The sequence below is a fragment of the Kytococcus sedentarius genome (assembly GCF_041937525.1).
Taxonomy (GTDB): Bacteria; Actinomycetota; Actinomycetes; order Actinomycetales; family Dermatophilaceae; genus Kytococcus; species Kytococcus sedentarius_A.
The window spans coordinates 1,044,910-1,067,475 of sequence record NZ_CP169391.1; the positions used below are offsets into that span (position 1 = coordinate 1,044,910).

The 22,566-nt window shown below is 71.6% G+C and carries 20 protein-coding genes; 7 read left to right on the plus strand and 13 right to left on the minus strand.

Going from position 1 to position 22,566, the window contains the following annotated elements; genetic code table 11:
• Position 1: 1 nt before the first annotated feature.
• From truB to rimP, 6 genes are all read right to left on the minus strand, one after another.
• Positions 2–1,048: a tRNA pseudouridine(55) synthase TruB gene (gene truB, locus ACEY2A_RS04845; protein ID WP_374929734.1), complete on the minus strand. Its 1,047-nt coding sequence runs from the start codon at positions 1,046–1,048 to the stop codon at positions 2–4.
• Positions 1,035–1,466: a 30S ribosome-binding factor RbfA gene (rbfA, locus tag ACEY2A_RS04850; protein WP_374929735.1), complete on the minus strand. Its 432-nt coding sequence runs from the start codon at positions 1,464–1,466 to the stop codon at positions 1,035–1,037. The genes truB and rbfA overlap by 14 nt, the downstream gene beginning before the upstream one ends.
• A gap of 120 nt (positions 1,467–1,586) precedes the next feature.
• Entirely contained in the window at positions 1,587–4,475 is a 2,889-nt protein-coding gene (gene infB / locus ACEY2A_RS04855; protein WP_374929736.1) for a translation initiation factor IF-2, read from the minus strand.
• A gap of 80 nt (positions 4,476–4,555) precedes the next feature.
• Positions 4,556–5,002, minus strand: coding sequence for a YlxR family protein (locus tag ACEY2A_RS04860; protein ID WP_374929737.1), 447 nt, complete (start codon positions 5,000–5,002; stop codon positions 4,556–4,558).
• Position 5,003: 1 nt separating this feature from the next.
• A complete protein-coding gene (gene nusA / locus ACEY2A_RS04865) occupies positions 5,004–6,077 on the minus strand; it encodes a transcription termination factor NusA (RefSeq protein WP_374929738.1) in 1,074 nt (357 codons plus the stop codon).
• Between the two features lie 52 nt (positions 6,078–6,129).
• The gene (gene rimP / locus ACEY2A_RS04870; RefSeq protein ID WP_374929739.1) at positions 6,130–6,612 is read right to left on the minus strand and encodes a ribosome maturation factor RimP; all 483 of its coding nucleotides are present in this window, start codon (positions 6,610–6,612) and stop codon (positions 6,130–6,132) included.
• 166 nt (positions 6,613–6,778) lie between these two features.
• On the opposite strand from rimP, the gene ACEY2A_RS04875 reads away from it, so the two are divergent.
• The 3 genes from ACEY2A_RS04875 to ACEY2A_RS04885 are packed head-to-tail and all read left to right on the plus strand — an operon-like array spanning position 6,779 to position 10,475.
• Positions 6,779–7,720 carry a hypothetical protein gene (locus tag ACEY2A_RS04875; protein ID WP_374929740.1) on the plus strand — a complete coding sequence of 314 codons (942 nt, stop codon included), beginning with the start codon at positions 6,779–6,781 and terminating at the stop codon, positions 7,718–7,720.
• A 17-nt stretch (positions 7,721–7,737) separates the two neighbouring features.
• On the plus strand, positions 7,738–9,081 hold the full coding sequence (locus ACEY2A_RS04880; protein WP_374929741.1) for a CapA family protein: 1,344 nt from the start codon (positions 7,738–7,740) through the stop codon (positions 9,079–9,081).
• 29 nt (positions 9,082–9,110) lie between these two features.
• A complete protein-coding gene (locus ACEY2A_RS04885; RefSeq protein ID WP_374929742.1) occupies positions 9,111–10,475 on the plus strand; it encodes a CapA family protein in 1,365 nt (454 codons plus the stop codon).
• Positions 10,476–10,572: 97 nt separating this feature from the next.
• On the opposite strand, the gene ACEY2A_RS04890 is transcribed toward ACEY2A_RS04885, so the two are convergent.
• From ACEY2A_RS04890 to ACEY2A_RS04910, 5 genes are all read right to left on the minus strand, one after another.
• A complete protein-coding gene (locus ACEY2A_RS04890; RefSeq protein ID WP_374929743.1) occupies positions 10,573–11,358 on the minus strand; it encodes a sulfite exporter TauE/SafE family protein in 786 nt (261 codons plus the stop codon).
• 15 nt (positions 11,359–11,373) lie between these two features.
• Positions 11,374–13,164, minus strand: a complete 1,791-nt coding sequence (locus tag ACEY2A_RS04895) for a proline--tRNA ligase (protein ID WP_374929744.1) — start codon at positions 13,162–13,164, stop codon at positions 11,374–11,376.
• Between the two features lie 67 nt (positions 13,165–13,231).
• On the minus strand, positions 13,232–14,773 hold the full coding sequence (locus ACEY2A_RS04900; protein WP_374929745.1) for a gluconokinase: 1,542 nt from the start codon (positions 14,771–14,773) through the stop codon (positions 13,232–13,234).
• Positions 14,774–14,800: 27 nt separating this feature from the next.
• A complete protein-coding gene (locus tag ACEY2A_RS04905; protein WP_374929746.1) occupies positions 14,801–15,742 on the minus strand; it encodes a DUF4081 domain-containing protein in 942 nt (313 codons plus the stop codon).
• Entirely contained in the window at positions 15,726–16,460 is a 735-nt protein-coding gene (locus tag ACEY2A_RS04910) for a DUF6882 domain-containing protein (protein ID WP_374929747.1), read from the minus strand. The genes ACEY2A_RS04905 and ACEY2A_RS04910 overlap by 17 nt, the downstream gene beginning before the upstream one ends.
• Before the next feature lie 135 nt (positions 16,461–16,595).
• On the opposite strand from ACEY2A_RS04910, the gene ACEY2A_RS04915 reads away from it, so the two are divergent.
• The 3 genes from ACEY2A_RS04915 to ACEY2A_RS04925 are packed head-to-tail and all read left to right on the plus strand — an operon-like array spanning position 16,596 to position 19,065.
• Positions 16,596–17,483, plus strand: coding sequence for an ABC transporter substrate-binding protein (locus ACEY2A_RS04915; RefSeq protein ID WP_374929748.1), 888 nt, complete (start codon positions 16,596–16,598; stop codon positions 17,481–17,483).
• Positions 17,484–17,485: 2 nt separating this feature from the next.
• On the plus strand, positions 17,486–18,292 hold the full coding sequence (locus tag ACEY2A_RS04920; RefSeq protein WP_374929749.1) for an amino acid ABC transporter permease: 807 nt from the start codon (positions 17,486–17,488) through the stop codon (positions 18,290–18,292).
• On the plus strand, positions 18,289–19,065 hold the full coding sequence (locus ACEY2A_RS04925) for an amino acid ABC transporter ATP-binding protein (protein ID WP_374929750.1): 777 nt from the start codon (positions 18,289–18,291) through the stop codon (positions 19,063–19,065). Before ACEY2A_RS04920 ends, ACEY2A_RS04925 begins: the two co-directional genes overlap by 4 nt.
• Before the next feature lie 9 nt (positions 19,066–19,074).
• Here the strand turns inward: ACEY2A_RS04925 and ACEY2A_RS04930 are convergent, their stop codons facing one another.
• Positions 19,075–21,006 (minus strand): acetate--CoA ligase, encoded by a 1,932-nt coding sequence (locus tag ACEY2A_RS04930; RefSeq protein WP_374929751.1) that lies wholly within the window; start codon positions 21,004–21,006, stop codon positions 19,075–19,077.
• A gap of 192 nt (positions 21,007–21,198) precedes the next feature.
• On the opposite strand from ACEY2A_RS04930, the gene ACEY2A_RS04935 reads away from it, so the two are divergent.
• Positions 21,199–21,327 carry a hypothetical protein gene (locus tag ACEY2A_RS04935; protein ID WP_374929752.1) on the plus strand — a complete coding sequence of 43 codons (129 nt, stop codon included), beginning with the start codon at positions 21,199–21,201 and terminating at the stop codon, positions 21,325–21,327.
• 40 nt (positions 21,328–21,367) lie between these two features.
• On the opposite strand, the gene ispG is transcribed toward ACEY2A_RS04935, so the two are convergent.
• On the minus strand, positions 21,368–22,525 hold the full coding sequence (gene ispG, locus ACEY2A_RS04940; protein WP_374929753.1) for a flavodoxin-dependent (E)-4-hydroxy-3-methylbut-2-enyl-diphosphate synthase: 1,158 nt from the start codon (positions 22,523–22,525) through the stop codon (positions 21,368–21,370).
• Positions 22,526–22,566 lie beyond the last annotated feature (41 nt).

Genomic DNA, 22,566 nt, shown 5'->3' on the forward strand with positions numbered 1-22,566 from the left:
TCTACGCGCCGGAGGGCGCCGCGGGCGGGAACACGGTGACCGGGCGCCACCGCTCGCCCGCGGGCTCCACGACGGCCAGCAGGGCCCCGTCGGGACCGAGCAGGGCGGCACGACCGTCTGCGGGCAGCGGCGGGCGAGGGCCGGACAGCACCCGGCCCGTGGAGTCGACCCGGGCCCACGCCGGCGCCTCGGGCAGCGTGACCTGCTGGCCGTTGCCCACCCGGGCCGCGAGCTCGGCGTCCACCGTGGCGATGGGCAGGACGCGGCGGGCGACCTCCCCCATCGAGAGCACCGGCATCGATGCGGGGAGCGCACCGGACTCGCGGGCGGCGACCAGCTCCTCCACCGGCGTGGCGGCACCCAGGGTGAAGCCACCCACGGCCTCGCGGCGCAGGGCAGTGAGGTGCGCCGCGGAGCCGAGGGAGCGCCCCAGATCCCGGGCCAGGGCACGGACGTAGGTGCCGGAGGAGACCCGGACCCTCACGTCGAGGTCGAGCACCTCGGTGCCGGAGGTGCCCCGCGCGGCACGTGCGTCGAGCAGCTCGAAGGCGTGCACCGTGACCGGCCGGGCAGCCAGCTCGAACTCCTCCCCGTCGCGGACCTTCGCGTGGGCGCGCTTGCCGTCCACCTTGAGTGCGCTCACGGCGCTGGGGACCTGCTCGATGTCGCCGGTCAGCGCGTTGCAGGCGTCGCGCAGGGGCTGCGGATCGGCCACCAGGGCGTCACGGTCGGCCACCCCGGGCGTCTCGGTGAGCTCGCCCTGGGCGTCCTCGGTGGTGGTGCCCTCCCCCACCCGCATGGTGGCGGTGTAGGTCTTGTCCGCCCCCACCAGGTGGGTCAGCAGGCGGGTGGCGCGACCCACCCCCACCAGGAGAACCCCGGTGGCCATGGGGTCCAGCGTGCCGGCGTGACCCACCTTGCGGGTGGCGCACAGCCACCGGCAGCGCGACACGATGTCGTGTGAGGTGGGGCCGGCGGGCTTGTCGAGGACCAGCAGGCCGTCCGGAGCCGGGTCGGGCCGGGTCACCGGGCGCTCACTCCGCGTCATCCGCCGGCTTCTTGTAGGGGTCCTCACCGCCGGCGTACTGGGCACCGGCGTTCTCGGAGGCGCGGCGCTCGTCCTCCTCCTTGGCGCGGCGCAGCACGTCCTCCAGGTGGGCGGCGTCCTCGGGCAGCGCGTCGTGCACGAACTCCAGGGAGGGGGTCAGGCGGATGCCCAACCCCTTGCCCACCAGGGAGCGCAGCCTCCCCCGGTTGCGCTCCAGCAGCTCGGCAGTGAGCTCACGCTGGCGCTCGTCGCCCAGCACCGTCCAGAAGACGGTGGCCTGCTGCAGGTCCGGCGTCACCCGGGTGTCGGTGATGGTGATCATGCCCAGGTCGGGGTCCTTGACCACCGCGGCGACGTTCTCCGCCAGGAGGTCACGGATGCGGTCGGCGATCTTGCGGGCGCGGGCGGGGTCTGCCATCGCGGCACCTACTTCCAGCTGGTCGGGACATGACGTGGGGGCCCAGCCTAGGTCAGGCCCCCGACAGGCCGCAGGGCCGCACCCAGTGGGTACGGCCCTGCGGGACGAGTGCGCAGCGCGTCAGTCGCGCGGCTTCTCGCGCATCTCGTAGGTGGTGATCAGGTCACCCTCCTGCACGTCGTTGAACGTGCCGAGGTTGATACCGCACTCGAAGCCCTCGCGCACCTCGGTGACGTCGTCCTTGAAGCGACGCAGCCCGGTGAGCTCGAGGCCCTCGGTGAGCACCACACCATCGCGGGTGATGCGTGCGCTGGACCCACGGGTGATGGTGCCCGAGCGCACGATGGAGCCGGCGATGTTGCCGAACTTGGAGGAACGGAAGACCTCGCGGATCTCGGCGGACCCGGTCTCCACCTCCTCGTACTCCGGCTTGAGCATGCCCTTGAGGGCGTTCTCGATGTCCTCGATCGCCTGGTAGATGACCGAGTAGTACCGGATCTCCACACCCTCGCGCTCGGCGTAGTCCGCGTTCTGACCCTCGGCCCGCACGTTGAAGCCGAGGATGATCGCGTCGGAGGCCACCGCGAGGTTGATGTTGTTCATCGTGATGGCGCCGACACCGCGGTCGATGATGCGCAGGTCGACCTCATCGCCGACGTCCAGCTGCAGCAGCGCGTCCTCCAGGGCCTCGACCGAACCCGACACGTCACCCTTGAGGATGAGGTTGAGGGTCTCGACCTTGCCCTTGGCGAGGGCCTCGTTGAGGTCCTCGAGGCTGATGCGCTTGCGGGCCTTGGCCAGCGAGGCCTGACGGTCCGCAGCCTCACGCTTCTCGGCGATCTGGCGTGCGGTCCGGTCGTCCGGGGCCACCACGAAGGTGTCACCGGCACGGGCCACCGAGTCCATGCCCAGCACCTGGACGGGACGGGAGGGCAGGGCCTCCTCGAGGTTGTTGCCGTGCTCGTCGAGCATCGCGCGGACGCGTCCGTAGGACGAGCCCGAGACGATGGCGTCGCCGACGCGCAGCGTTCCCGAGGTGACCAGCACGGTCGCCACGGCACCACGGCCACGGTCGAGGTTCGCCTCGATGGCCACACCGCGAGCGTCCTTGTCCGGGTTGGCCCGCAGCTCCAGCGCCGCGTCCGCGGTCAGCAGCACGGCCTCCAGCAGGGAGTCGATGTTGTCGCCCTGCTTGGCCGAGACGTCCACGAACATCACGTCGCCGCCGTACTCCTCGGCGATCAACTCGTACTCGGTCAGCTGCTGGCGGACCTTCGCCGGGTTGGCACCCGGGACGTCCACCTTGTTGACCGCCACCACGATCGGCACGTCGGCCGCCTTGGCGTGGTTCAGCGCCTCGATGGTCTGCGGCATCACACCGTCGTCGGCCGCCACCACGAGGATCGCGATGTCGGTGACCTTGGCACCACGGGCACGCATGGCGGTGAACGCCTCGTGACCAGGGGTGTCGATGAAGGTCAGAGCGCGCTGCTCGCCCTCGTGGTCGGTGTGCACCTGGTAGGCACCGATGTGCTGCGTGATGCCACCGGCCTCGGCACCACCGGTGTCCGCGTTGCGGATGGCGTCCAGCAGGCGGGTCTTTCCGTGGTCGACGTGACCCATGACGGTCACGACCGGCGGGCGCGGCAGCAGGTCCTCATCGGACTCGGCGGCCTCCTCGGCCTCCAGGTCGATGTTGAACGCGCTGAGCAGCTCGGCCTCCTCCTCCTCGGGGGAGACGACCTGGATGTCGTAGCCCAGCTCCGAGCCGAGCACACCGAAGGTGTCCTCGTCGAGGGACTGCGTGGCGGTGGCCATCTCACCGAGGTGGAAGAGCACCGTCACCAGCGAGGCCGGGTTGGCGTTGATCTTGTCCGCGAAGTCCGTGAGCGACGAGCCGCGGCGCACCTTGATGACGGTGGAGCCGTCACCACGGGGAACCTGCACACCTCCGATGGAGGGTGCCTGCATCTGCTCGAACTCTGCGCGCTTGGCGCGCTTCGACTTGCGGGCCTTGCGCTTGCCGCCACCGCGACCGAAGGCACCCTGGGTGCCTCCACGGCCGCCACGACCGCCGCGCGGACCCATGCCACCAGCGGGGCGCGGACCGCCGCCGGGACCACCACCGGGGCCACCACGGCCCCGCTGCGGACGCTCACCGGGGCGCGGCACCGCGGCCTTGCCCGGCATCATGTTCGGGTTCGGGCGCGGGCCACCACCGGGACGCGGTCCCGGCGTCGCACCCTCGGCGGGACGACGCTCACCGGGGCCGTTGGGGCCACCGGGACGGCGGTCGCCGCCCGGCTTGCCCGCACCACGGGCACTGGCCGGCTTGGGCATGCCCTGGCTGGAGGCGAACGGGTTGTTGCCCGGACGCGGAGCGCCCGGCTTTCCGGCACCGCGGGCGCTGCCCGGCTTGGGCATGCCCTGGCTGGGGGCGAACGGGTTGTTGCCCGGACGCGCGGACTTGGGGCTCGGGGCCGGACCCGGGGTGGGGGCCGACTTCTGCGACCGAGCCGGTGCGTCCTGGGACCGCTGCTGCCGCGGGGCGCCGGCAGCGTCCCCGGGCGTGGGGCCCGGCTTGCGCCCCGGCGTCGCCGGACTCTTCGCGGCCGGGCGCTCAGCGGGCGCCGTGCTCGCCGACTCCTCGTCCGCGGCCTGGGGCGTCCTGGGACCCGGCTTCTGGCCCGGCTTGGGGCCGGGAGTGGGCGCTGCGGGCTTCCTGGCCGCGGGGCCGGGGGTCGCGGCGCCGGGCTTGGCGGCCGGCGTGGCCGGCTTGGCGGACCCGTCGGCGCCCTTTGCTGCACCCTTGGCCGCATCCCTCGCCGGAGCGGCCTCCGCCGGCTGGGCGCCGGCGGGCGGGTTGTCGCGCACCTTGCGCACGACGGGGGCCTCGACGGTCGACGATGCCGACTTGACGAACTCCCCCTGTTCCTTCAGGTGGGCCAGCAACTCCTTGCTGGTGACTCCGAGCTCCTTCGCGAGCTCGTGGACCCTGAGCTTTGCCACGTTTCTCCTGTCTGGCCCTCGCCAGGCAGGCGGGGCCGTCGTCAGTACTGGGTGCTCATCGCTGAGTACTCATCGGGTGCTCATCGCGTGTTTCCCGCTTCCATGTCCTGTTCCTCTCGTCTGCCCGTCCGAGTCGTGAGCCGGTCGGCCCACTCGATGACCTCGGAGAGATCGACGTTGCCCGGGAGCCGCAGGGCTCTCGGGATGGCGCGCCGTTGCACGGCACGCTCGACGCACGCGGCATCGGGGTGGAGATGGGCTCCACGCCCGGGCAGCCTGCGCGCCGGGTCCAGCACCACTCGGGTGCCGGGACGGCGTGGTGTCCCGTCCTCGTGCTCACCGCCGCGCGGCACTCCGTGGACCTCGGCGGGGGCCGAGGTGAGCGGGAGCGCGACGAGGCGCACGAGGGCGTCCAACGGGGCCTTGCCGCGGCACCCGATGCACGTTCGCACCGGACACTCTGCGCGAGCCTCCACAGCAGGGCCGGGGTGCTCTCGGGCGGCGGGCGGACCCGCAGGGCCACTCATTCTAACCCTGCGGTGCGTCAGGGGCCGACCCCGGGCGCGCCACCGCACCGGAAGCGTCTGCCGACGCGGCTCCCTCGGCACCCGCCTCACCCGTGGTGTGGTCGGGCTGGATGTCGATGCGCCACCCGGTCAGGCGAGCGGCCAGCCTCGCGTTCTGCCCCTCCTTGCCGATGGCCAGGGAGAGCTGGTGGGCCGGCACGGTCACCCGCGCCGAACGCGTCTTCTCGTCCACGACGGTGACCGAGGTCACCTTGGCCGGGGAGAGCGCGGCCGCGACGAAACGCCGCGGGTCGTCGTCGTAGTCGACGATGTCGATCTTCTCCCCCTGGAGCTCGTTCATGACCGCCCGGACGCGACCCCCCATCGGCCCGATGCAGGAGCCCTTGGCGTTCACACCCGCCTGCGTGGCACGCACGGCCACCTTGGAGCGGTGCCCGGCCTCCCGGGCGATGGACTCGATGCGGACCGTGCCGTCGGCGACCTCCGGCACCTCCAGCGCGAAGAGCTTGCGCACCAGGTTCGGGTGCGTGCGGCTCAGGCCGATGATCGGCCCCTTCATGCCGCGCTTGGCGTGGATCACGTAGCACCGGATGCGGTCGCCGTGGCGGTACTCCTCGAGGGGGACCTGCTCGGAGGTGCCGAGCAGGCCCTCGATGGCGCCGAGGTCCACGTGGATGGCGTGGGGGTCGCTGCTCTGCTGGATGACACCGGCGACGATGTCGCCCTCCTTGCCCTTGAAGTCACCCAGCACGGCCTCGTCCTCGAGGTCGCGCAGGCGCTGCCGGATCACCTGACGCACGGTGAAGGCACCGATGCGGCCGAAGTCCTCCGGGGTGTCGTCGAACTCGGGGCCGGCCTCGCCGCGCGTCCCGTCCTCCAGGACGGGAGCGTCCTCGCGGGCCCAGACCACGACCTGGCCGGTGCGGCGGTCGAGCTCGACGCGGGCGTTGCGGCGGCCACCGGCCTCGTGCTGGTATGCCTGCAACAACGCGGTCTCGAGCGCCGGGACCAGCACGTCCAGCGGGATCTCCCGCTCGCGCTCCACCTCACGGAGCACTGCCATGTCGATCTTCATGTTCTTCTCCTCGCAGATGCCCCCGCAGGGGCGATGGACTGGGGTGCCGGACTCAGCGGCGGAACTCGACCTGCACCTGCCCCGTGCCGGCCTCGGCCAGGGAGAGCTCTCGGCCGTCCTCCAGCACGATGTGCTCGTCGGCGACGCGGGTGATGCGCTCGGTGAAGGGGTCCCCCTCCAACGGCCGGAACTCGACCCGACGGCCGACCGCACGCCGGAAGTGCTCGAGGGAGGTCAGGGGACGGTCGACGCCGGGCGAGCTGACCTCGAGCGTGTAGGGCTGCTCCCCGAAGGGGTCGTCGGCGTCGATGCCGGAGCTCACCAGGTCGGTGGCCTCTGCCACCTGGTCGAGGGTGATGGGCTCGAGGGTGGTGGCGCCGTCGTCATCAACCGGGAGGGCCGGCTCCACGAGCACCCGCACGACCGAGCGCTTCCCGGCCGGGGTGATCACGACGTCGGGGACCTCGAGCCCCAGGGGGGCCACTGCCGCGCTGGACAGCTCCCGCACCCGTTCGGTGCGTTCCTGCAGTGTCACGGGGCCTCCTGGTGCGCCGCCGGGGCGGCTGTTCTCGAGTCGGATGCTCAGCGACCCCGCTGCCGGGAGCGAGGGCGCCGAATTGTGGCCAGCATCGTAGCGACCCGGAGGGCCCCCGGGCGAGCCGGGACCCGGCCGCGGGCGCCGCACGTGTCATCATCGGGGCGTGATGAGCCTGCGTCCGCCTCGAGACCCCCGCCCCGCCCACGCCGCCCCCGGCGCCGACGCGCCGCTGAGCCGGCGTGCATGGGCGCGCGCGACGCTGCTCGGTGTCGCCCTGCCGGTGGGTCTCAGCGGGTGCGGCGTGCACCTCGAGAGCGACGAGCACCCGCCCCGGGACGACGAGGACCCCCGGACCTCACTGCGCCTGGTGCAGAGTGGAGCGCGCTACGCCATGCGGACCTCGGTGGCGCACGGCTCCCGCACCCGGTGGGTCACCGAGGGGCTGCAGAAGCAGGTGCTCCACCTCCGGGACATCACCGGCGCGGTGGAGATCGACCCCCAGAAGGTGCTGCAGCCCGAGGTGAACGGCGACGTCGCCCGCGCCCTGCTCGCCTCCGCGGACGCGATGCTGCCCCGACTGCACGAGGCCGGGGACGACCTGCCGCTGGCCAGCGACATGGTGGCCTGGTGGATCGGCGCCTCCCACGTCATCGACCCGCGGGGCGCGCTGCCCTCCCTGCCGAACGACGCCGCGGCCCAGGCGGCGAGCACCATCGAGGGGCTGCACGAGGTGACCTGGGCGATGCAGGTGCTCACCACCCGCCTCGCGGCCGAGGCGCGCCAGCGGAGCCTGCGCAACATCCGCCACCTGCAGGACGTGCGGCGCGTGGTGGACAACCTCGCCGGCGCGGCAGGTCCCGAGCAGGAGATCGCCTACCAGATGCCGCGAGAGGTCATGGACCTCGAGGAGCGCGCCGACCGCTTCACCCACTTCCTCGACGCCTGGAGCGCCGAGCTGCGCGGGCAGATCCGCGAGAACGCCGAGGACGGCAAGCACGTGCACCTGCTCACCGCACTGCTCGGGATCGCCACGGGGCTGCAGATGGACTGGAACGGGCACTCGACGCCGGCGGTGCCGCCGAACGACGACGCCTCGGACGACTGAGGGAAAGAGGGGGAACGATGGTCCTGCACACCGCACACCGCCGCACGGGGAGGGTTGCCGCGGCCCTGGCCGCCGGCGCCCTGGTGCTCACGGCCTGCTCCGAGGAGCAGCCCGCCGAGGAGACGAGCGCAGAGAGCGCCGAGAGCGACGCGCCGAGCGAGTCCGGCGAGACCAGCGAGCCCACGGAGTCCGGTGAGACCAGCGAGCCCACGGAGTCCGGGGGGTCGGGTGATGCGGCGGCGCCGAGCGCCTCCGGGGAGGCCGAGCCGTCGGATGAGTCGCCCAGCGAGTCCGGTGAGCCGTCCGGTTCCGATGGAGCCCCCAGCGAGGCGTTCACGGTGGTCACCACGGGTGACATGCTCACCCACTTCGTCCTCCAGGAGCGCGCCGACGCCCTGGAGCCCGGGCCCGGATTCGCGTTCGGGGGCATGCTCGCGGAGGTCGCTCCCCTCATCGAGGCGGCGGACCTGGCCATCTGCGGGCAGGAGACGCCCCTCTCGGCGGACAACACCGACCTCACCGCCAGCGCCGGCACCTTCGAGTTCAACGCACCGCGAGAGCTGGCCACCGCCATGGCTGGGGCCGGGTACGACGCGTGCAACACCGCCTCGAACCACACCTGGGACAAGGGACTGCAGGGCGTCAAGCAGACCCGGGCCGTGTTGCAGGACAACGACATCACACCCATCGGCCCCGTCCCGCCCGGCGACGGCGGCCCAGGCCACCCGGTGCTCCTGGAGGCCGGGGACGCCACCCTCGGTGTGCTGACCTACTCCTACAACACGCTCAACTCCGTGGGTGTGACGAGCCACCCCGACCTGCCGTGGATGGACCCGCACCTCTACCGCGGCCGCCAGGCGAGCGGCATCATCGAGGACGCCCGCGCAGCCCGCGAGGCAGGGGCCGACGTCGTGATGGTCGGCATGCACTGGGGCGCCGAGTACCAGCAGGAACCGACCCCTGAGATGCGCGAGATCGCCCGCGACGTGCTCGGCAGCGGCGCCGTCGACGCCATCGCCGGCGCGCACGCCCACGTGGTCCAGCCCTGCGAGACGATCGACGGTCGCACCGTGGCGTACGGCATGGGCAACTTCCTCTCCGAGCAGGGACCGAACCGCTACCCGGCCACTCCCGCAGCCACCCAGGACGGCGTGCTGCTGCGCTGGACGTTCACCCCCCAGCAGCAGGGCGACGAGACCACCTGGTCGCAGGAGCTGGAGTACCAGCCGACCTTCGTGACCCGCCCCGACTTCGTGGTGCAGCCCACCAGCGAGTCGGTGAACCCCACCTCGTTCCAGCGGACCGTGCAGGCGATGACCGCCCTCGGCGACGGTGCCTGCGACGCCACGCTGCTGAAGTGACCTCTTCCACACCACCCCAGGACGGACCCATGCGCCCCACGCCCACCGCACGCCTCCTCGCCCTCGCGACCCTCAGCAGCCTCGCCCTCGCTGCCTGCGGTGGCGGGGACTCCTCCACCGACGACGATTCGGGTGGCACCGACTCCCCCACCCAGAGCAGCCCGGACCAGAGCACGTCAGCCGAGCCCTCGGGAGACGGCGAGCCGTCCGGCAGCGACGAGCCCAGCGGTGACGACACCGCATCGGAGGGCACGTCCCCCAGTGGCGAGCCCTCCGCATCGGGCAGCGAGTCCCCGGACGACGAGGCCTCCCCCAGCGGCTCCGGGGAGCCCGCCGCGGCCGGCACCTCCTTCACCGTGGTGGCCACCGGCGACGTGCTGGTGCACAGCGACATCATCACGCAGGCCGGCAGGAACGGCCCCGGGGAGGCGTACGACTTCACGCCGATGTTCGCGCCGGTCACGCCCTGGCTCGCCGGCGGGGACCTCACGATCTGCAACCAGGAGACCCCGCTCTCGCCCGACAACACCGGCCTGACCGACAGCATGAAGATCGCGGTCTTCAACACCCCGCACGAGCAGGCCGACGCCCTGGTGGAGGCCGGCATCGACGCCTGCAGCACCGCCAACAACCACACCCTCGACCAGGGCGTCGAGGGCGCACGCGACACCCGCCAGATCATGAACGACGCCGGCGTGGTGCCGATCGGCCCCGCCGAGGTGCCCACCGGCGGCCAGCAGGGCGACGGCTCCGACAACCCGGTGGTGCTGGATGCTGGCGGTCAGAAGGTCGGCGTGCTGACCTACTCGTACAACGTGGCCAACGCCGGACTGTCGGCCAACCTCTCCTCCCACCCCTGGATGGAGAAGCACATGTGGTTCGCGCAGAAGAAGGCCGGCATCGAGGCACAGGCGCAGCAGGCACGCGACGAGGGTGCCGACGTGGTCGTGGCGGTGATCCACTGGGGCGCCGAGTACTCCATCCCCCCGCGCCCCGAGCAGGAGCAGCTCGCCCAGCAGCTGCTCCAGGGCGACCAGGTGGACGCGATCTTCGGACACCACGCCCACCTGCCGCAGCCGTGCGCCACGATCAACGACAAGACCGTGTTCTACGGGCTGGGCAACTTCCTCTCGGCCCAGCGCAAGAAGCCCACCAACAACTTCCCGCCGCACGTGCAGGACGGCATGATCGGCGGGGTCACCTTCACCGCCGACGGCAAGGGTGGGTGGACACAGCAGGCCAGTTACAAGCCGACCATCGTCACGCAGCCCGAGTTCGTCATCGAGCCGGTGAGCGAGACCGAGCACCCCGAGAGCTTCCAGCGCACCAGCAGCACCCTGCAGAAGCTGGGCGCGGACTCCTGCAACGCCGAGATCATGGAGCCGCAGGGCTGAACCCGGGGGCCCACCGCGACAGACTCACTCCACCGTGCTGTGACGCGGTGGAGTGAGTCTGTCGCGGGGAGGAGTGCGGGGCTGGGCAGGGGCGGAGTCAGGTGAGGGGGAGCAGGTCCCACCCGAGGCGCAGCAGGAAGGCGCCCACCACCACGATGAAGACCATGCGGACGAAGCCTCCCCCGCGGGCCACCGCCGTCCGCGCCCCCAGGTACCCGCCGAGCACGTTGCCCGCCGCCATGGCCAGACCCACCTGCCACACGACCGCCCCCATCGGCACGAACACGACCAGAGCGGCCAGGTTCGTGGCGACGTTGGCGATCTTGGCCTTGGCGCTGGCGGCCAGGAAGTCGTAACCCAGCAGACCCACCAGGGCGAACACCAGGAAGCTGCCCGTCCCCGGACCCAGTGCACCGTCGTAGAAGCCGATGGCTGCCCCGGCCAACCCGGCGACGGCCAGGTGCTGCCGCCCGTCGAAGCGCAGCCGTGCCTCCCGTCCCAGGTCCTTCTTGAGCAGCGTGTATGTGCCCACCAGCACCAGCGCCACCATGATGATGGGGGTGAAGGCCTCCTTCGGGATCAGTGCCGCCACCCGGGCCCCGAGGAATGACCCGGCGAAGGCCAGCGCCGCCAAGGGCACAGCGGTACGCAGGTCCGGTCTCACCCGACGGTAGTAGGTCACCGCACTCACCGAGGTGCCGGCGATGGCCGCGATCTTGTTGGTGGCCAGCACCTGCACCGGGGCGGCCTGGGGCAGCCCCAGCATCAACGCCGGGAGCTGCACCAGACCGCCACCGCCCACCACCGCATCGATCCACCCGGCCAGCAGGCCGGCGGCGAACATCAGGGCCAGGAGGGTGAGCGTGACCTCCAGCTCAGGCACGCGGCGCCCGTGCGGTCACTGCCCGCGCACCTCGGCCACGACGGTCTCGACGGCGGCGTCCACCGCCACGGCGCGCGAGGTGCCAGCGGCGCGGTCCTTGAGCTCCACCTCCCCCTCGGCCAAGCCCTTGCCGACCACGAGGATGGTGGGCACACCGATCAGCTCGGCGTCCTTGAACTTCACGCCCGGGGACACCTTCGGCCGGTCGTCCAGCAGCACCGTCAGCCCCTGCTCCTCCAGGGATGCGGTGAGCTCCTCGGCCTTCTCCAGCACCGCCGCGTCCTTGCCGGTGGCCACCACGTGCACGTCGGCCGGCGCCAGCTCACGCGGCCAGACCAGACCGATCTCGTCGTGGTGCGTCTCGGCCACCACACCGACGGCGCGGGTGATGCCGATGCCGTACGAGCCCATCTGCACCGTCACGAGCTTGCCATTCTGGTCGAGCACCTTGAGCCCCAGCGCCTCGGCGTACTTGGTGCCGAGCTGGAAGATGTGCCCCATCTCCACACCACGGGCCAGCCGCAGCGCGCCGGCGCCGGTGGGGCTCGGGTCGCCCTCGCGGATGGTGGCGGCGTGGATGGCGCCGTCCGCCGTGAAGTCCCGGCCGTGCACCAGCTCGAACACGTGCTTGCCGTGCTCGTCCGCCCCGGTCACCCAGGCGCTGCCGGGCGTGACCAGCGGGTCCAGCAGGTAGCGGATGCCGGTGGCCTTCTCCTCCCCCAGCACGCCGGGGCCGATGTAGCCCTTGGCCAGCGCCGGGTACTGGGCGAAGTCCTCGTCCTCGAAGGGCTGCACCTCGGCCGGGGACACCTGGGCCTCCAGGCGCTTGGCGTCGACCTCCCGATCACCGGGGACACCGATGGCCAGAGGCTCCCGGGTGCCATCGGGGTTCACCAGCATCACGACCACGTTCTTCAGCGTGTCCGCCGCGGTCCACTCCCTGCCGTCGGCACGGGGGTGATGGGCGTTGGCAGCAGCCACCAGGGTCTCGATGGTGGGCGTGTCCGGGGTGTCCTCCACGTGCGCGGCGGGCAGCTGGCCCCACAGGGCGGTGCGCTCGGCCTCATCGGTGGGCACCGGGGTCACCGGCATCTGCACGGCCTCCACGTTGGCCGCGTAGCCGGAGTCGTCGCGGACGAAGGTGTCCTCACCGGACTCCATCACCGCCAGGAACTCCTCGGAGGCCGAGCCGCCCATGGCGCCGGAGTCGGCGTGCACCACCACGTACTCGAAGCCCAAGCGGTCGAAGACGCGGGTGTAGGCCTCGCGGTGACGCTGGTAGGCGGCCTCCAGCCCGGCCTCGTCCACGTCGAAGGAGTAGGCGTCCTTCATGGTGAACTCCCGGCCGCGCAACACGCCGGCGCGCGGACGCACCTCGTCGCGGTACTTGGGCAGCATCTGGAAGAGCGACAGGGGCAGGTCCTTGTACGAGGTGTACAGGTCCTTCACCGCCAGGGTGAACATCTCCTCGTGCGTGGGGCCCAGCAACATGTCCGCGCCCTTGCGGTCCGTCAGGCGGAACAGGTCGTCGCCGTACTCGGTCCAGCGGTTGCTGGCCTCGTAGGGCTCGCGGGGCAGCAGCGAGGGGAACGCGATCTCCTGGTCGCCGATGGCCTCCATCTCCTCGCGGACGATGGCCTTGACCTTCTCCATGACCTTCAGACCCAGCGGCAGCCAGGTGTAGATGCCCGGGGCGACGCGACGCACGTACCCGGCCCGCACGAGCAGGCGGTGACCCGGCAGCTCGGCATCGGTCGGGTCCTCCCGCAGGGTTCGCAGGAACAGGGTCGACATGCGCATCGCCATCGGCTCAGCCTCTCGTGGTCGTGGGACGCCCGGCCACGCGCCGGGTGCGGCACGAGGTTACCCGGCATCAGCTGCTGCGCAGCACCTCCGCCGCCTGTCCCAGCTTCTCCAGGCTGTCCGCCACCTGGTCGGTGAGCCGGTCGTACTGGGCCACGCGCTCCGGGTCGGGCTCGATGACCTCCTCCTCACCGGTGAGGGTGTCCTCGTCGGCGAGCAGCTGCAGGGCCGCGGGCAGGTCGTCCGCCAACCCGGTGGCCCAGGCCCCCAGGGCGGCCGCGCCGAGCCCGGAGCCCTCCGCCCCGGCCGCCACCACCAGCGGGCGGTTCAGCACGCCGGAGAGCACGTCGCGCCAGAGGTCGCTGCGGAACACCCCACCGGTGGCGCGGATCTCGCGGACCGGGTGGATGGTCTCCACCTGCCGCAGCACCGCCTCCACCTGCAACGCCACACCCTCCACGGCCGCGCGCACGAAGTGTCCGCGGGTGTGGCTGGCCCGCAGCCCCACGAACGCCCCGCGCACCGCCGGGTCCCACAGGGGTGCCCGCTCGGCACCCAACCAGGGCACCATGGCCAACCCCTCGGAGCCCGGTGGCACGGACTGCGCCAGGGCCAGCAGGTCGGAGTCGACCGTCTCCCCCGGCGACTCCATCAGGTCCCGCCCGAAGACGTCACCGGCCCACCGGACCACCGAGCCGCCCGTGGTCAGTGCCCCACCGACCGCCCACTGGTCACGCGTCAGCGCGTAGCAGAACAGCCGTCCGGCGGGGTCGATGCGGGGTTCGGGCACGATCTGTCGCAGCGCCGCCGACGTGCCGATGGAGAGCCCGGCCACCCCGGGCTCCAGCGCCCCGGTGCCGAGGTTCCCCAGTGGCCCGTCGCCCGCACCCACCACCACCGGCGTGGCCACCGGCAGCCCGAGCCGCTCCGCCACGCGCCGGGTGAGCCCCAGCGCCGCCGTGGTGTCCAGCACCTCCGGCAGCTGGTCCTGCCGCACCCCCACCAGCTCCAGCGTCTCCGGCGACCACTGCCCCGTGCGCAGGTCCAGCAGGCCGGTGCCGCTGGCGTTCGACAGGTCCGTGGCCAGGGTGCCGGTGAGCTGGTGCAGCACCACGTCCTTGAGACCCGCCCAGGCCCGGACGCGTCCGAAGAGCTCGGGCTCCTCCTGCGCGAACCACAGGAGCTTGGACAGCGGGGCGAAGGGGTGCACCGGCGTCCCGGAACGTTCGTGCAGGGTGGCGCCCAGTCCCTCGCGCGCCAGCCGCGCCGACTGTTCGGCCGCCCGGCCGTCGGCCCAGGTGACCAGCGGCGTCAGCGGACGCAGCTCCTCATCGAGCCCCACCAGCCCGTGCATGGCCGTGCTCACCGACAGACAGGCCACCTGGCTGCCGGAGACCCGGTGCACGCACTCGGCCAGCGCCGCGGAGACCGCGGCGAGCACCGTGGGCACCTCCTGGACCGCCCACCCCGGGCGGGGACGCAGCAGCGGGTACTCCCTCTCCACCGTGGTGCGAAAGGGGGCCCCGATGCCGAAGGCGGTGACCTTGGCGGCCGTGGTGCCGACGTCGATCCCGATGACGACCTGGTGCGGGGGTGCCTGGTGCTGTGCCATGCGTGCATGCCCTCCTGGGCTCGGGGTCTACAGGATGATGGTGGCGAAGGTCCCCACGCGCCGCATGCCGACCCGGAGGTAGACCGCCCGCGCGGAGTGGTTGTAGTCGTTCACGTAGAGGTGCACCGTGCCCACCCGCTCCCGGGGCGCGGTGGCCGTGGCCTGCGACCAGCCCGGCTGCGCCGGACCCGGCAGCCCCTCGGTGAGCAGCTGCTCCACCACGCCCGCCATGGCGCCGGTGGCCAGGCCCTTTCCCCGGGCGGACGGATGCGTCCAGACCCCCTGCACCTGCGCAACGCCCAGGGCGAGGGAGCCCACATCGGCCTTGAAGAGCACCCGCCCACGCTCCACGACCACGAAGGTGCGCCCCTGGGAGATCAGCTGTGCGAAGCCGGCGCGGTAACGCGCCGGCGAACCCTGGTACGGCGGGTAGCCGATCTCCTCGGTGAACATCGCCGCACCCGCCGGATACACGATGTCGACCTCCTCCGGCCGTGCGGGGCGCACGCGCGGGTCGGGCTCGACGCCCAGCTGCGAGGGACGCGTGGAGGTGACCATGGACCACTGCTCCAGCCGCTCGTCGCGCGCCGGCCCCCACAGCGGCCGCAGGTGCTGCCACAGCATCCGGACGTCATCGACCTCCCCGAAGATCGAGCTCGACAGCGCGCGGCGGGAGGACACGTGGTCGGCCAGGGCCGGTGCCGAGCGGTCGTCGAGCCCCACCGGCACCACGTTGGCACCGCACAGGACCATCGCCTGCAGGCCTCCACCTCCCACCCAGCCCAGCGCCTGCCCACGGGCGTTGAGGACCCCCTCGTGAACCCGGGAGGCCACGAACACGCGGGCGGCCGGGTCCTGTGCGCAGAGCTGGAGGACCTCGTCGGTGTGCTGTGGACCGAGCGCCGCGACGTGGGCGGAGGGCCGCGGAGACCCGCGGCGCGTCCGGAACACCTCAGACCAGGTCGCCACGGATCTGGTCGATCCGTCCCTGTCCGTCGAGCTGGACCTCCACCTGACCCTCGCCGTCGTCGAAGCGCACCCGGGTGCCGTCGGTGGACCAGGTGGCGGGCCACGGGCCGTCCACACCCAGGTGGTGCAGCGCGCGACGGTGGTCGGTGAGCAGGCCGCTGTCCGCCGCCTCCTCCAGCAGGGCCGGCAACGAGGAGAGCTCGGGCGCCGGCAGGGTGATGCCGGAGATCAGCGTGACCACCCAGGTGCCGTTCCCCGCATCGGAGACGAAGTAGGGCTGCGTGCCGGTGATCTTGGCGGCCACGGTGCCGGCGTCGTGCGCGGCGGAGACGACCGCGGCGTCCACCTCCTGGCCGTCCAGCTGCAGCGGGACCTCCTGGGAGGTCAGCTCCGCCACCCCGTGGGCCTCGCCGAACTCACGCAGCTCGTGCGAGAGGCGCGCCGCGGGGGCGTCGGCGAACATCTCGTTCGCCCAGGCCCACAGCAGCGACTGGGGGCCCGGCGCCACCGATCCGATGAGGTGCAGGTCGCCGGTGATCTCCGCGCTGTCCGAGGCGAACTGGATCTGCCCGGCCTCCAGGTCCACGCCCACCTGGGCGTCCGGACCCACCTCCTGCTCCAGCAGCTGGTCGAACTGTCGCTGCGTGATGCGCGACCAGAGGAGGGCGTCGTTGAGGATCGTCGCGTGGTCGAGGGAGGGTGCCTGGGTCTGCTCCATGCCCGCAAGCCTAAGACCTCGTTCGCGGACCCGGGCTCCGGCCCAGGTCACCGTTCGGTCGCGATCAGGTTGCAAAGTGGTCACGAGTGCCCGGAACCGCGCCCACACGCGCCCCCGCGGACCTACGTTCCCCCCATGAGCCACAACTTCCCTCACCTGCGCCTTCTCGCGGTGGCCGCGGCCGCTGCCCTCACCCTCTCGGCCTGCGGGTCCGAGGAGGACAACTCCTCCGGGGGAGGTGGCGGCGGGGGTGACGATGCCTCCGCCGACCTGTCCCTCATCAGCGACGGCAAGCTGACCGTCTGCTCGGACATCCCCTACGAGCCCTTCGAGTACGAGGACGAGTCCGCCGAGTCCGGGTACGCCGGCTTCGACATCGACCTCACCTCCGAGATCGCCAAGGGCCTGGACCTGGAGCTCGCCGTGAAGGACGCGGACTTCTCCGGTCTGCAGTCCGGCCTCGCTCTCAACTCCGGCCAGTGCGACATGGTCGCCTCGGCCATGACCATCACCGAGGACCGCAAGAAGAACCTCGGCTTCTCCGACGGCTACTACGACTCCCTGCAGTCCCTGTTGGTGCCCGAGGGCAGCGACATCAAGGCCATCGGCGACCTCGACGGCAAGAAGGTGGGCGTGCAGCAGGCCACCTCCGGCGAGGCCTACGCCCAGGAGAACGCGAGCGGCGCCCAGCTGGTGGCCCTGCCCTCCAACGCCGAGATGGTGCAGGCCATCAAGGCCGGCCAGGTGGATGCCCTGCTGCAGGACAAGCCGGTCAACGAGGAGATCGCCAGCACCGGCGGCTACCAGGTGGTCGAGGAGTACGACACCGGAGAGACCTACGGCTTCGCCACCAAGAAGGACAACCAGGCCCTGCTCGACGCCGTGAACGGCGAGCTCAAGGAGCTGCGCGACAGCGGCAAGTACCAGGAGTTCTACGACGAGTACTTCACGGTCGACGGTGGCGGTGAGGAGTCGGGCGACGAGTCCAGCGCGTCCGACGAGTCCTCCCCCGCGGCCAGCTGAGCATGGCGCTGACGCGCAGGCAGCGCTCACGAGCACTGCAGACGGGGCTGTACGTCCTGGCTGCAGTGCTCGTGGTGCTGCTGCTGTTCACGATGAAGTGGGACGCGATCGCGGCCAACTTCTTCCTCACCGAGGGCTTTACCGGCACCTGGGAGACCATGGTGTTCACGGCAGCCAAGAACACCATCCTGTACACGCTGGTGGCGTTCGTCGGTGGCTTCCTGCTGGCCGTCGTGCTGGTGCTCATGAAGCTGGCCCCGGTGGCTCCCTTCCGCTGGTTCGCCACGGCCTACATCGAGCTCTTCCGCGGTCTGCCCGCGCTGCTGGTGATCCTCTTCATGGGCTTCGGCATCCCCATCGCCACCGGGTGGACCCCTCCGGGTGGCACCGTGGGCGCGGGCCTCGTGGGCCTGATGCTGGTGGCCGGCGCGTACATGGCCGAGACCCTGCGAGCCGGCATCCAGGCCGTCCCCAGCGGCCAGGTGGAGGCTGCCCGCTCGCTGGGCATGACTCCCGCCCAGACCATGGTGCACGTGACCTTCCCCCAGGCCTTGCGCATCGTGGTGCCGCCGCTGACCAACGAGCTGGTGATCCTCATCAAGGACACCTCGCTGCTGTTCGTCCTGGGCTTCATGACGCACCAGAAGGAGCTGACCACCGCTGCCCGTGACTTCATGAACAGCGGTCCCTCGGCCGGCACGTCCACCTCGCTGGTGTTCGCCGCCCTGCTCTACCTGGCCATCACCCTGCCCCTCACCCAGCTGGTGGCCTGGCTGGAGCGCCGACAGAACAGGAGGGGCCGCCGATGAGCGCCCACCGCCCGTTGCACCCCACCCACGACCTCGATGCGGATGCGCCCGCCATCAGCATCCGCGGGCTCCACAAGAGCTTCGGCGACGTGAAGGTGCTCGAGGGCATCGACCTCGACATCCAGCGCGGCCAGGTCGTGTGCGTCATCGGCCCCTCGGGCTCCGGCAAGTCGACCCTGCTGCGCTGCGTGAACCGTCTGGAGGAGCCCACGGCCGGCACCATCCACATCGAGGGGGTGGACATCACCGACCCGGACACCGAGCTCGATGCGGTGCGCTCCCGCATCGGCATGGTCTTCCAGTCGTTCAACCTGTTCAGCCACATGTCGGTGCTGCGCAATCTCACCCTCGCCCAGCAGAAGGTGAAGCGCCGCGGCGCCAAGGAGGCGCAGCGGATCGCGCGGGAGAACCTGGAGCGGGTGGGGCTCGGCCACAAGGCCGACGCGCACCCCTCGCAGCTGTCCGGCGGTCAGCAGCAGCGCGTCGCCATCGCCCGCGCGCTGTCGATGAACCCGGACATGATGCTCTTCGACGAGCCCACCTCGGCGCTGGACCCCGAGCTGGTGGGCGACGTGCTGGACTCCATGAAGGACCTCGCCCACGAGGGGATGACCATGATGGTGGTCACCCACGAGATGGGCTTCGCCCGCGAGGTGGGCGACCACCTGGTCTTCATGGCCGACGGCGACATCGTGGAGCAGGGAGACCCCCGCGAGGTGCTGGGCAACCCGCAGCACGCCCGCACCCAGGACTTCCTGGCCAAGGTGCTGTAGAGCCCGGGCTCAGCGGCGGCGCAGCACCGCCTCCAGCGCCTCGAGGACGGTGGGGTCCTCGATGGTGCTGGGCACCACGGGCGTCTCGCCGTCGGCGATCTGCCGCATGGTCTTGCGCAGGATCTTGCCCGAGCGCGTCTTGGGCAGGGCCTCCACCACGTCCACCTCGCGCAGGGCCGCCACGGCGCCCACCTCGTCGCGCACCCGCTGCACGAGCTCGGCCACCAGGGCGTCGCGTCCAGCATCGTCCAGCTCGATGCCGCTCTTGAGCACCACCAGCGCGCGGGGCACCTGGCCCTTCAGCGGGTCGGCCACGCCCATCACGGCGCACTCGGCCACGCTCGGGTGCCCGGCGAGGGCCTCCTCCAGCGACCCGCTGGACAGGCGGTGCCCGGCCACGTTCAGCACGTCGTCGGTGCGGCCCATCACGTAGACGTAGCCGTCGGCCTCCACCAGTCCCCCGTCGCCGGTGAGGTAGTGCTCCGGGTAGGCCGACAGGTAGCTGTTCACGTAGCGCTCGTCGTCCTTCCACAGCGTGGGCAGGGTGCCCGGCGGCAGCGGCAGACGCAGGCAGATGGCGCCCTCCGTACCGGGCTCCACCTCGCGTCCCGTCTCGTCGAGCACCTCGATGCGGAAGCCCGGCGTGGCCACCGTGGGTGACCCCGGGCGGATCTCCAGCGCCTCGATGCCCACCGGGTTGGTGGCGATGGGCCAGCCGGTCTCGGTCTGCCACCAGTTGTCCACCACCGGGATGCCCAGGTGGTCGGTGGCCCACTGCCAGGTGTCCGGGTCCAGTCGCTCCCCGGCCAGGAACAGGTGCTCCAGGGTGGAGACGTCGTGCTGCGCGAGCCCGGTGGCGTCCGGGTCCTCCTTCTTGATGGCCCGGATGGCGGTGGGCGCGGTGAACAGCCCCTTCACGCCGTACTGCTCCACCACCCGCCAGAAGGCCGCCGGGTCGGGCGTGCCCACGGGCTTGCCCTCGTAGAGCACCGTGGTGGCCCCGGTGAGCAGCGGCGCGTAGACGATGTAGGAGTGACCCACCACCCAGCCGACGTCGGAGGCGCAGAACCAGGTGTCGCCGGGGCCGATGCCGTACAGGTTGGTCATGGACCACCGCATCGCCACCGCGTAGCCGCCACAGTCGCGCACGATGCCCTTGGGCCGGCCGGTGGTGCCGGAGGTGTACAGCACGTACAGCGGGTCGGTGGCGGCCACGGGCGTCCAGGTGGCCGGCTCCACGGCACCGGGGGTCATGAGCGTGGCCCAGTCGACGTCACGCTCGCCCATCTCGGCGGCGTGCTGCTCGCGCTGCAGGATCACGCAGTGCTCAGGCTGGTGCGCCGAGCGGCGGATGGCCTCGTCCAGCATCGGCTTGTAGGGGATCACGCGGGTGCGCTCCACCCCGCACGATGCGGAGACGACGACCTTGGGTGCGACGTCCTCGATGCGGACCGCCAGCTCAGCGGGCGCGAAGCCGCCGAAGACCACCGAGTGCACGGCACCGAGCCGCGCGCAGGCGAGCATCGCGACGACGGCCTCGGGGACCATGGGCATGTAGATGACCACGGTGTCGCCCTGGGTGACCCCGAGCTCGCGCAGGCCGCCGGCGCAGCGCGCCACCTCATCGAGCAGCTGGGCGTAGGTGTAGGCGCGCTGGGTGCCGGTCACCGGGGAGTCGTAGAGCAGGGCCGCCTGGTCTCCGCGGCCGTCGATGACGTGACGGTCCAGGGCGTTGAAGCAGACGTTGAGCTCGCCGTCGGGGAACCAGCGGTACAGGGGTGCCGCGGAGTCGTCCAGGGCGCGGGTGGGGCGGCGGGACCACGAGATCTGCTGCGCCGCCTCCAGCCAGAAGCCCTCCGGGTCCTGGGTGCTGCGCTCCTGCAGGGCGCGGTAGCCCTCCCCCTGCTGGTCCGCCGCGCGGTCGGTGCTCTGCTCGCCCATGGCTCTGCCTCTCCATTCGTGACACCCGTCACACCGGTCTGACCGGGTCGGGTCACCGCGGTCGTGTGCACGGTGACCTGACGCAGATTCTGGCGGGCAGCACCGGAGCACGTCGAGATGAGCCGCCCCATCGAGACCGCTCCGTGACCTCCACCGGGTGCCGTGACGGGCACACGCGCCTAGGGTCGAGTCATGCGCATCGGAAACACGGAAGTCCGCCCGCTCGGCGGCGGCCCCGGCTGCCTCGTGATGATCCTGATCTCGATCATCGGATCGGTGCTCCTCACGGTGCTGCTCAACCTGGGCCTGTCGATGTTCTGACGGACCCGCTGCCCCGCGCCGGGGCGGGCTGGGCCGCCGCTCAGCCGACGCTGACCGTGGGCTGCCCCTCGGCGCCGTCCACGGGCTCGCCCATCTCCTCGGCGATCCGCATGGCCTCCTCGATGAGGGTCTCCACGATCTGGCTCTCCGGCACGGTCTTGATGACCTCGCCCTTGACGAAGATCTGGCCCTTGCCGTTGCCCGAGGCCACACCCAGGTCCGCCTCGCGCGCCTCACCGGGACCGTTCACGACGCAGCCCATCACGGCCACGCGCAGAGGCACGGTCATGCCCTCCAGGCCGGCGGTCACCTCATCGGCCAGCTTGTAGACGTCCACCTGGGCGCGCCCGCACGACGGGCAGGACACGATCTCCAGCTTGCGCGGGCGCAGGTTGAGCGCCTGCAGGATCTGCGTGCCGACCTTCACCTCCTCCACCGGCGGGGTGGAGAGGCTCACACGGATGGTGTCGCCGATGCCCTTGGCCAGCAGTGCACCGAAGGCGGTGGCCGACTTGATGGTGCCCTGGAAGGCGGGCCCGGCCTCGGTCACGCCCAGGTGCAGCGGCCACTCGCCCCGCTCGGCGAGCATCTCGTAGGCCCGGATCATCACGACCGGGTCGTTGTGCTTCACCGAGATCTTGAAGTCGTGGAAGTCGTGCTCCTCGAAGAGGCTGGCTTCCCAGACCGCCGACTCCACCAGCGCCTCGGCAGTGGGCTTGCCGTACTTCTCGTACAGGCGCGGGTCCAGCGAACCGGCGTTCACGCCGATGCGCAGCGAGACGCCGGCATCCTTCGCCGCCCGGGAGATCTCCCCGACCTTGTCGTCGAACTTCTTGATGTTGCCCGGGTTCACACGCACGGCGGCGCACCCCGCATCGATGGCGGCGAACACGTACTTGGGCTGGAAGTGGATGTCGGCGATCACGGGGATCTGCGACTTGGCCGCGATGATGGGCAGCGCATCCGCATCGTCCTGCGTGGGGCAGGCGACACGCACGATGTCGCAGCCGGCGGCCGTCAGCTCGGCGATCTGCTGGAGGGTGCCGTTGATGTCCGCCGTCTTGGTGGTGGTCATGGTCTGCACGCTGACCGGCGCGTCACCACCCACGAAGGTGCTGCCCACCTGGATCTTGCGGCTCTTCCGGCGCGGGGCCACGGTCTGCGGGACGGGCGCGGGCATTCCGAGCGAGACAGTCATGCCCCCAGTATCGCAAGGAACACCACGTGCGCATCCAGTGC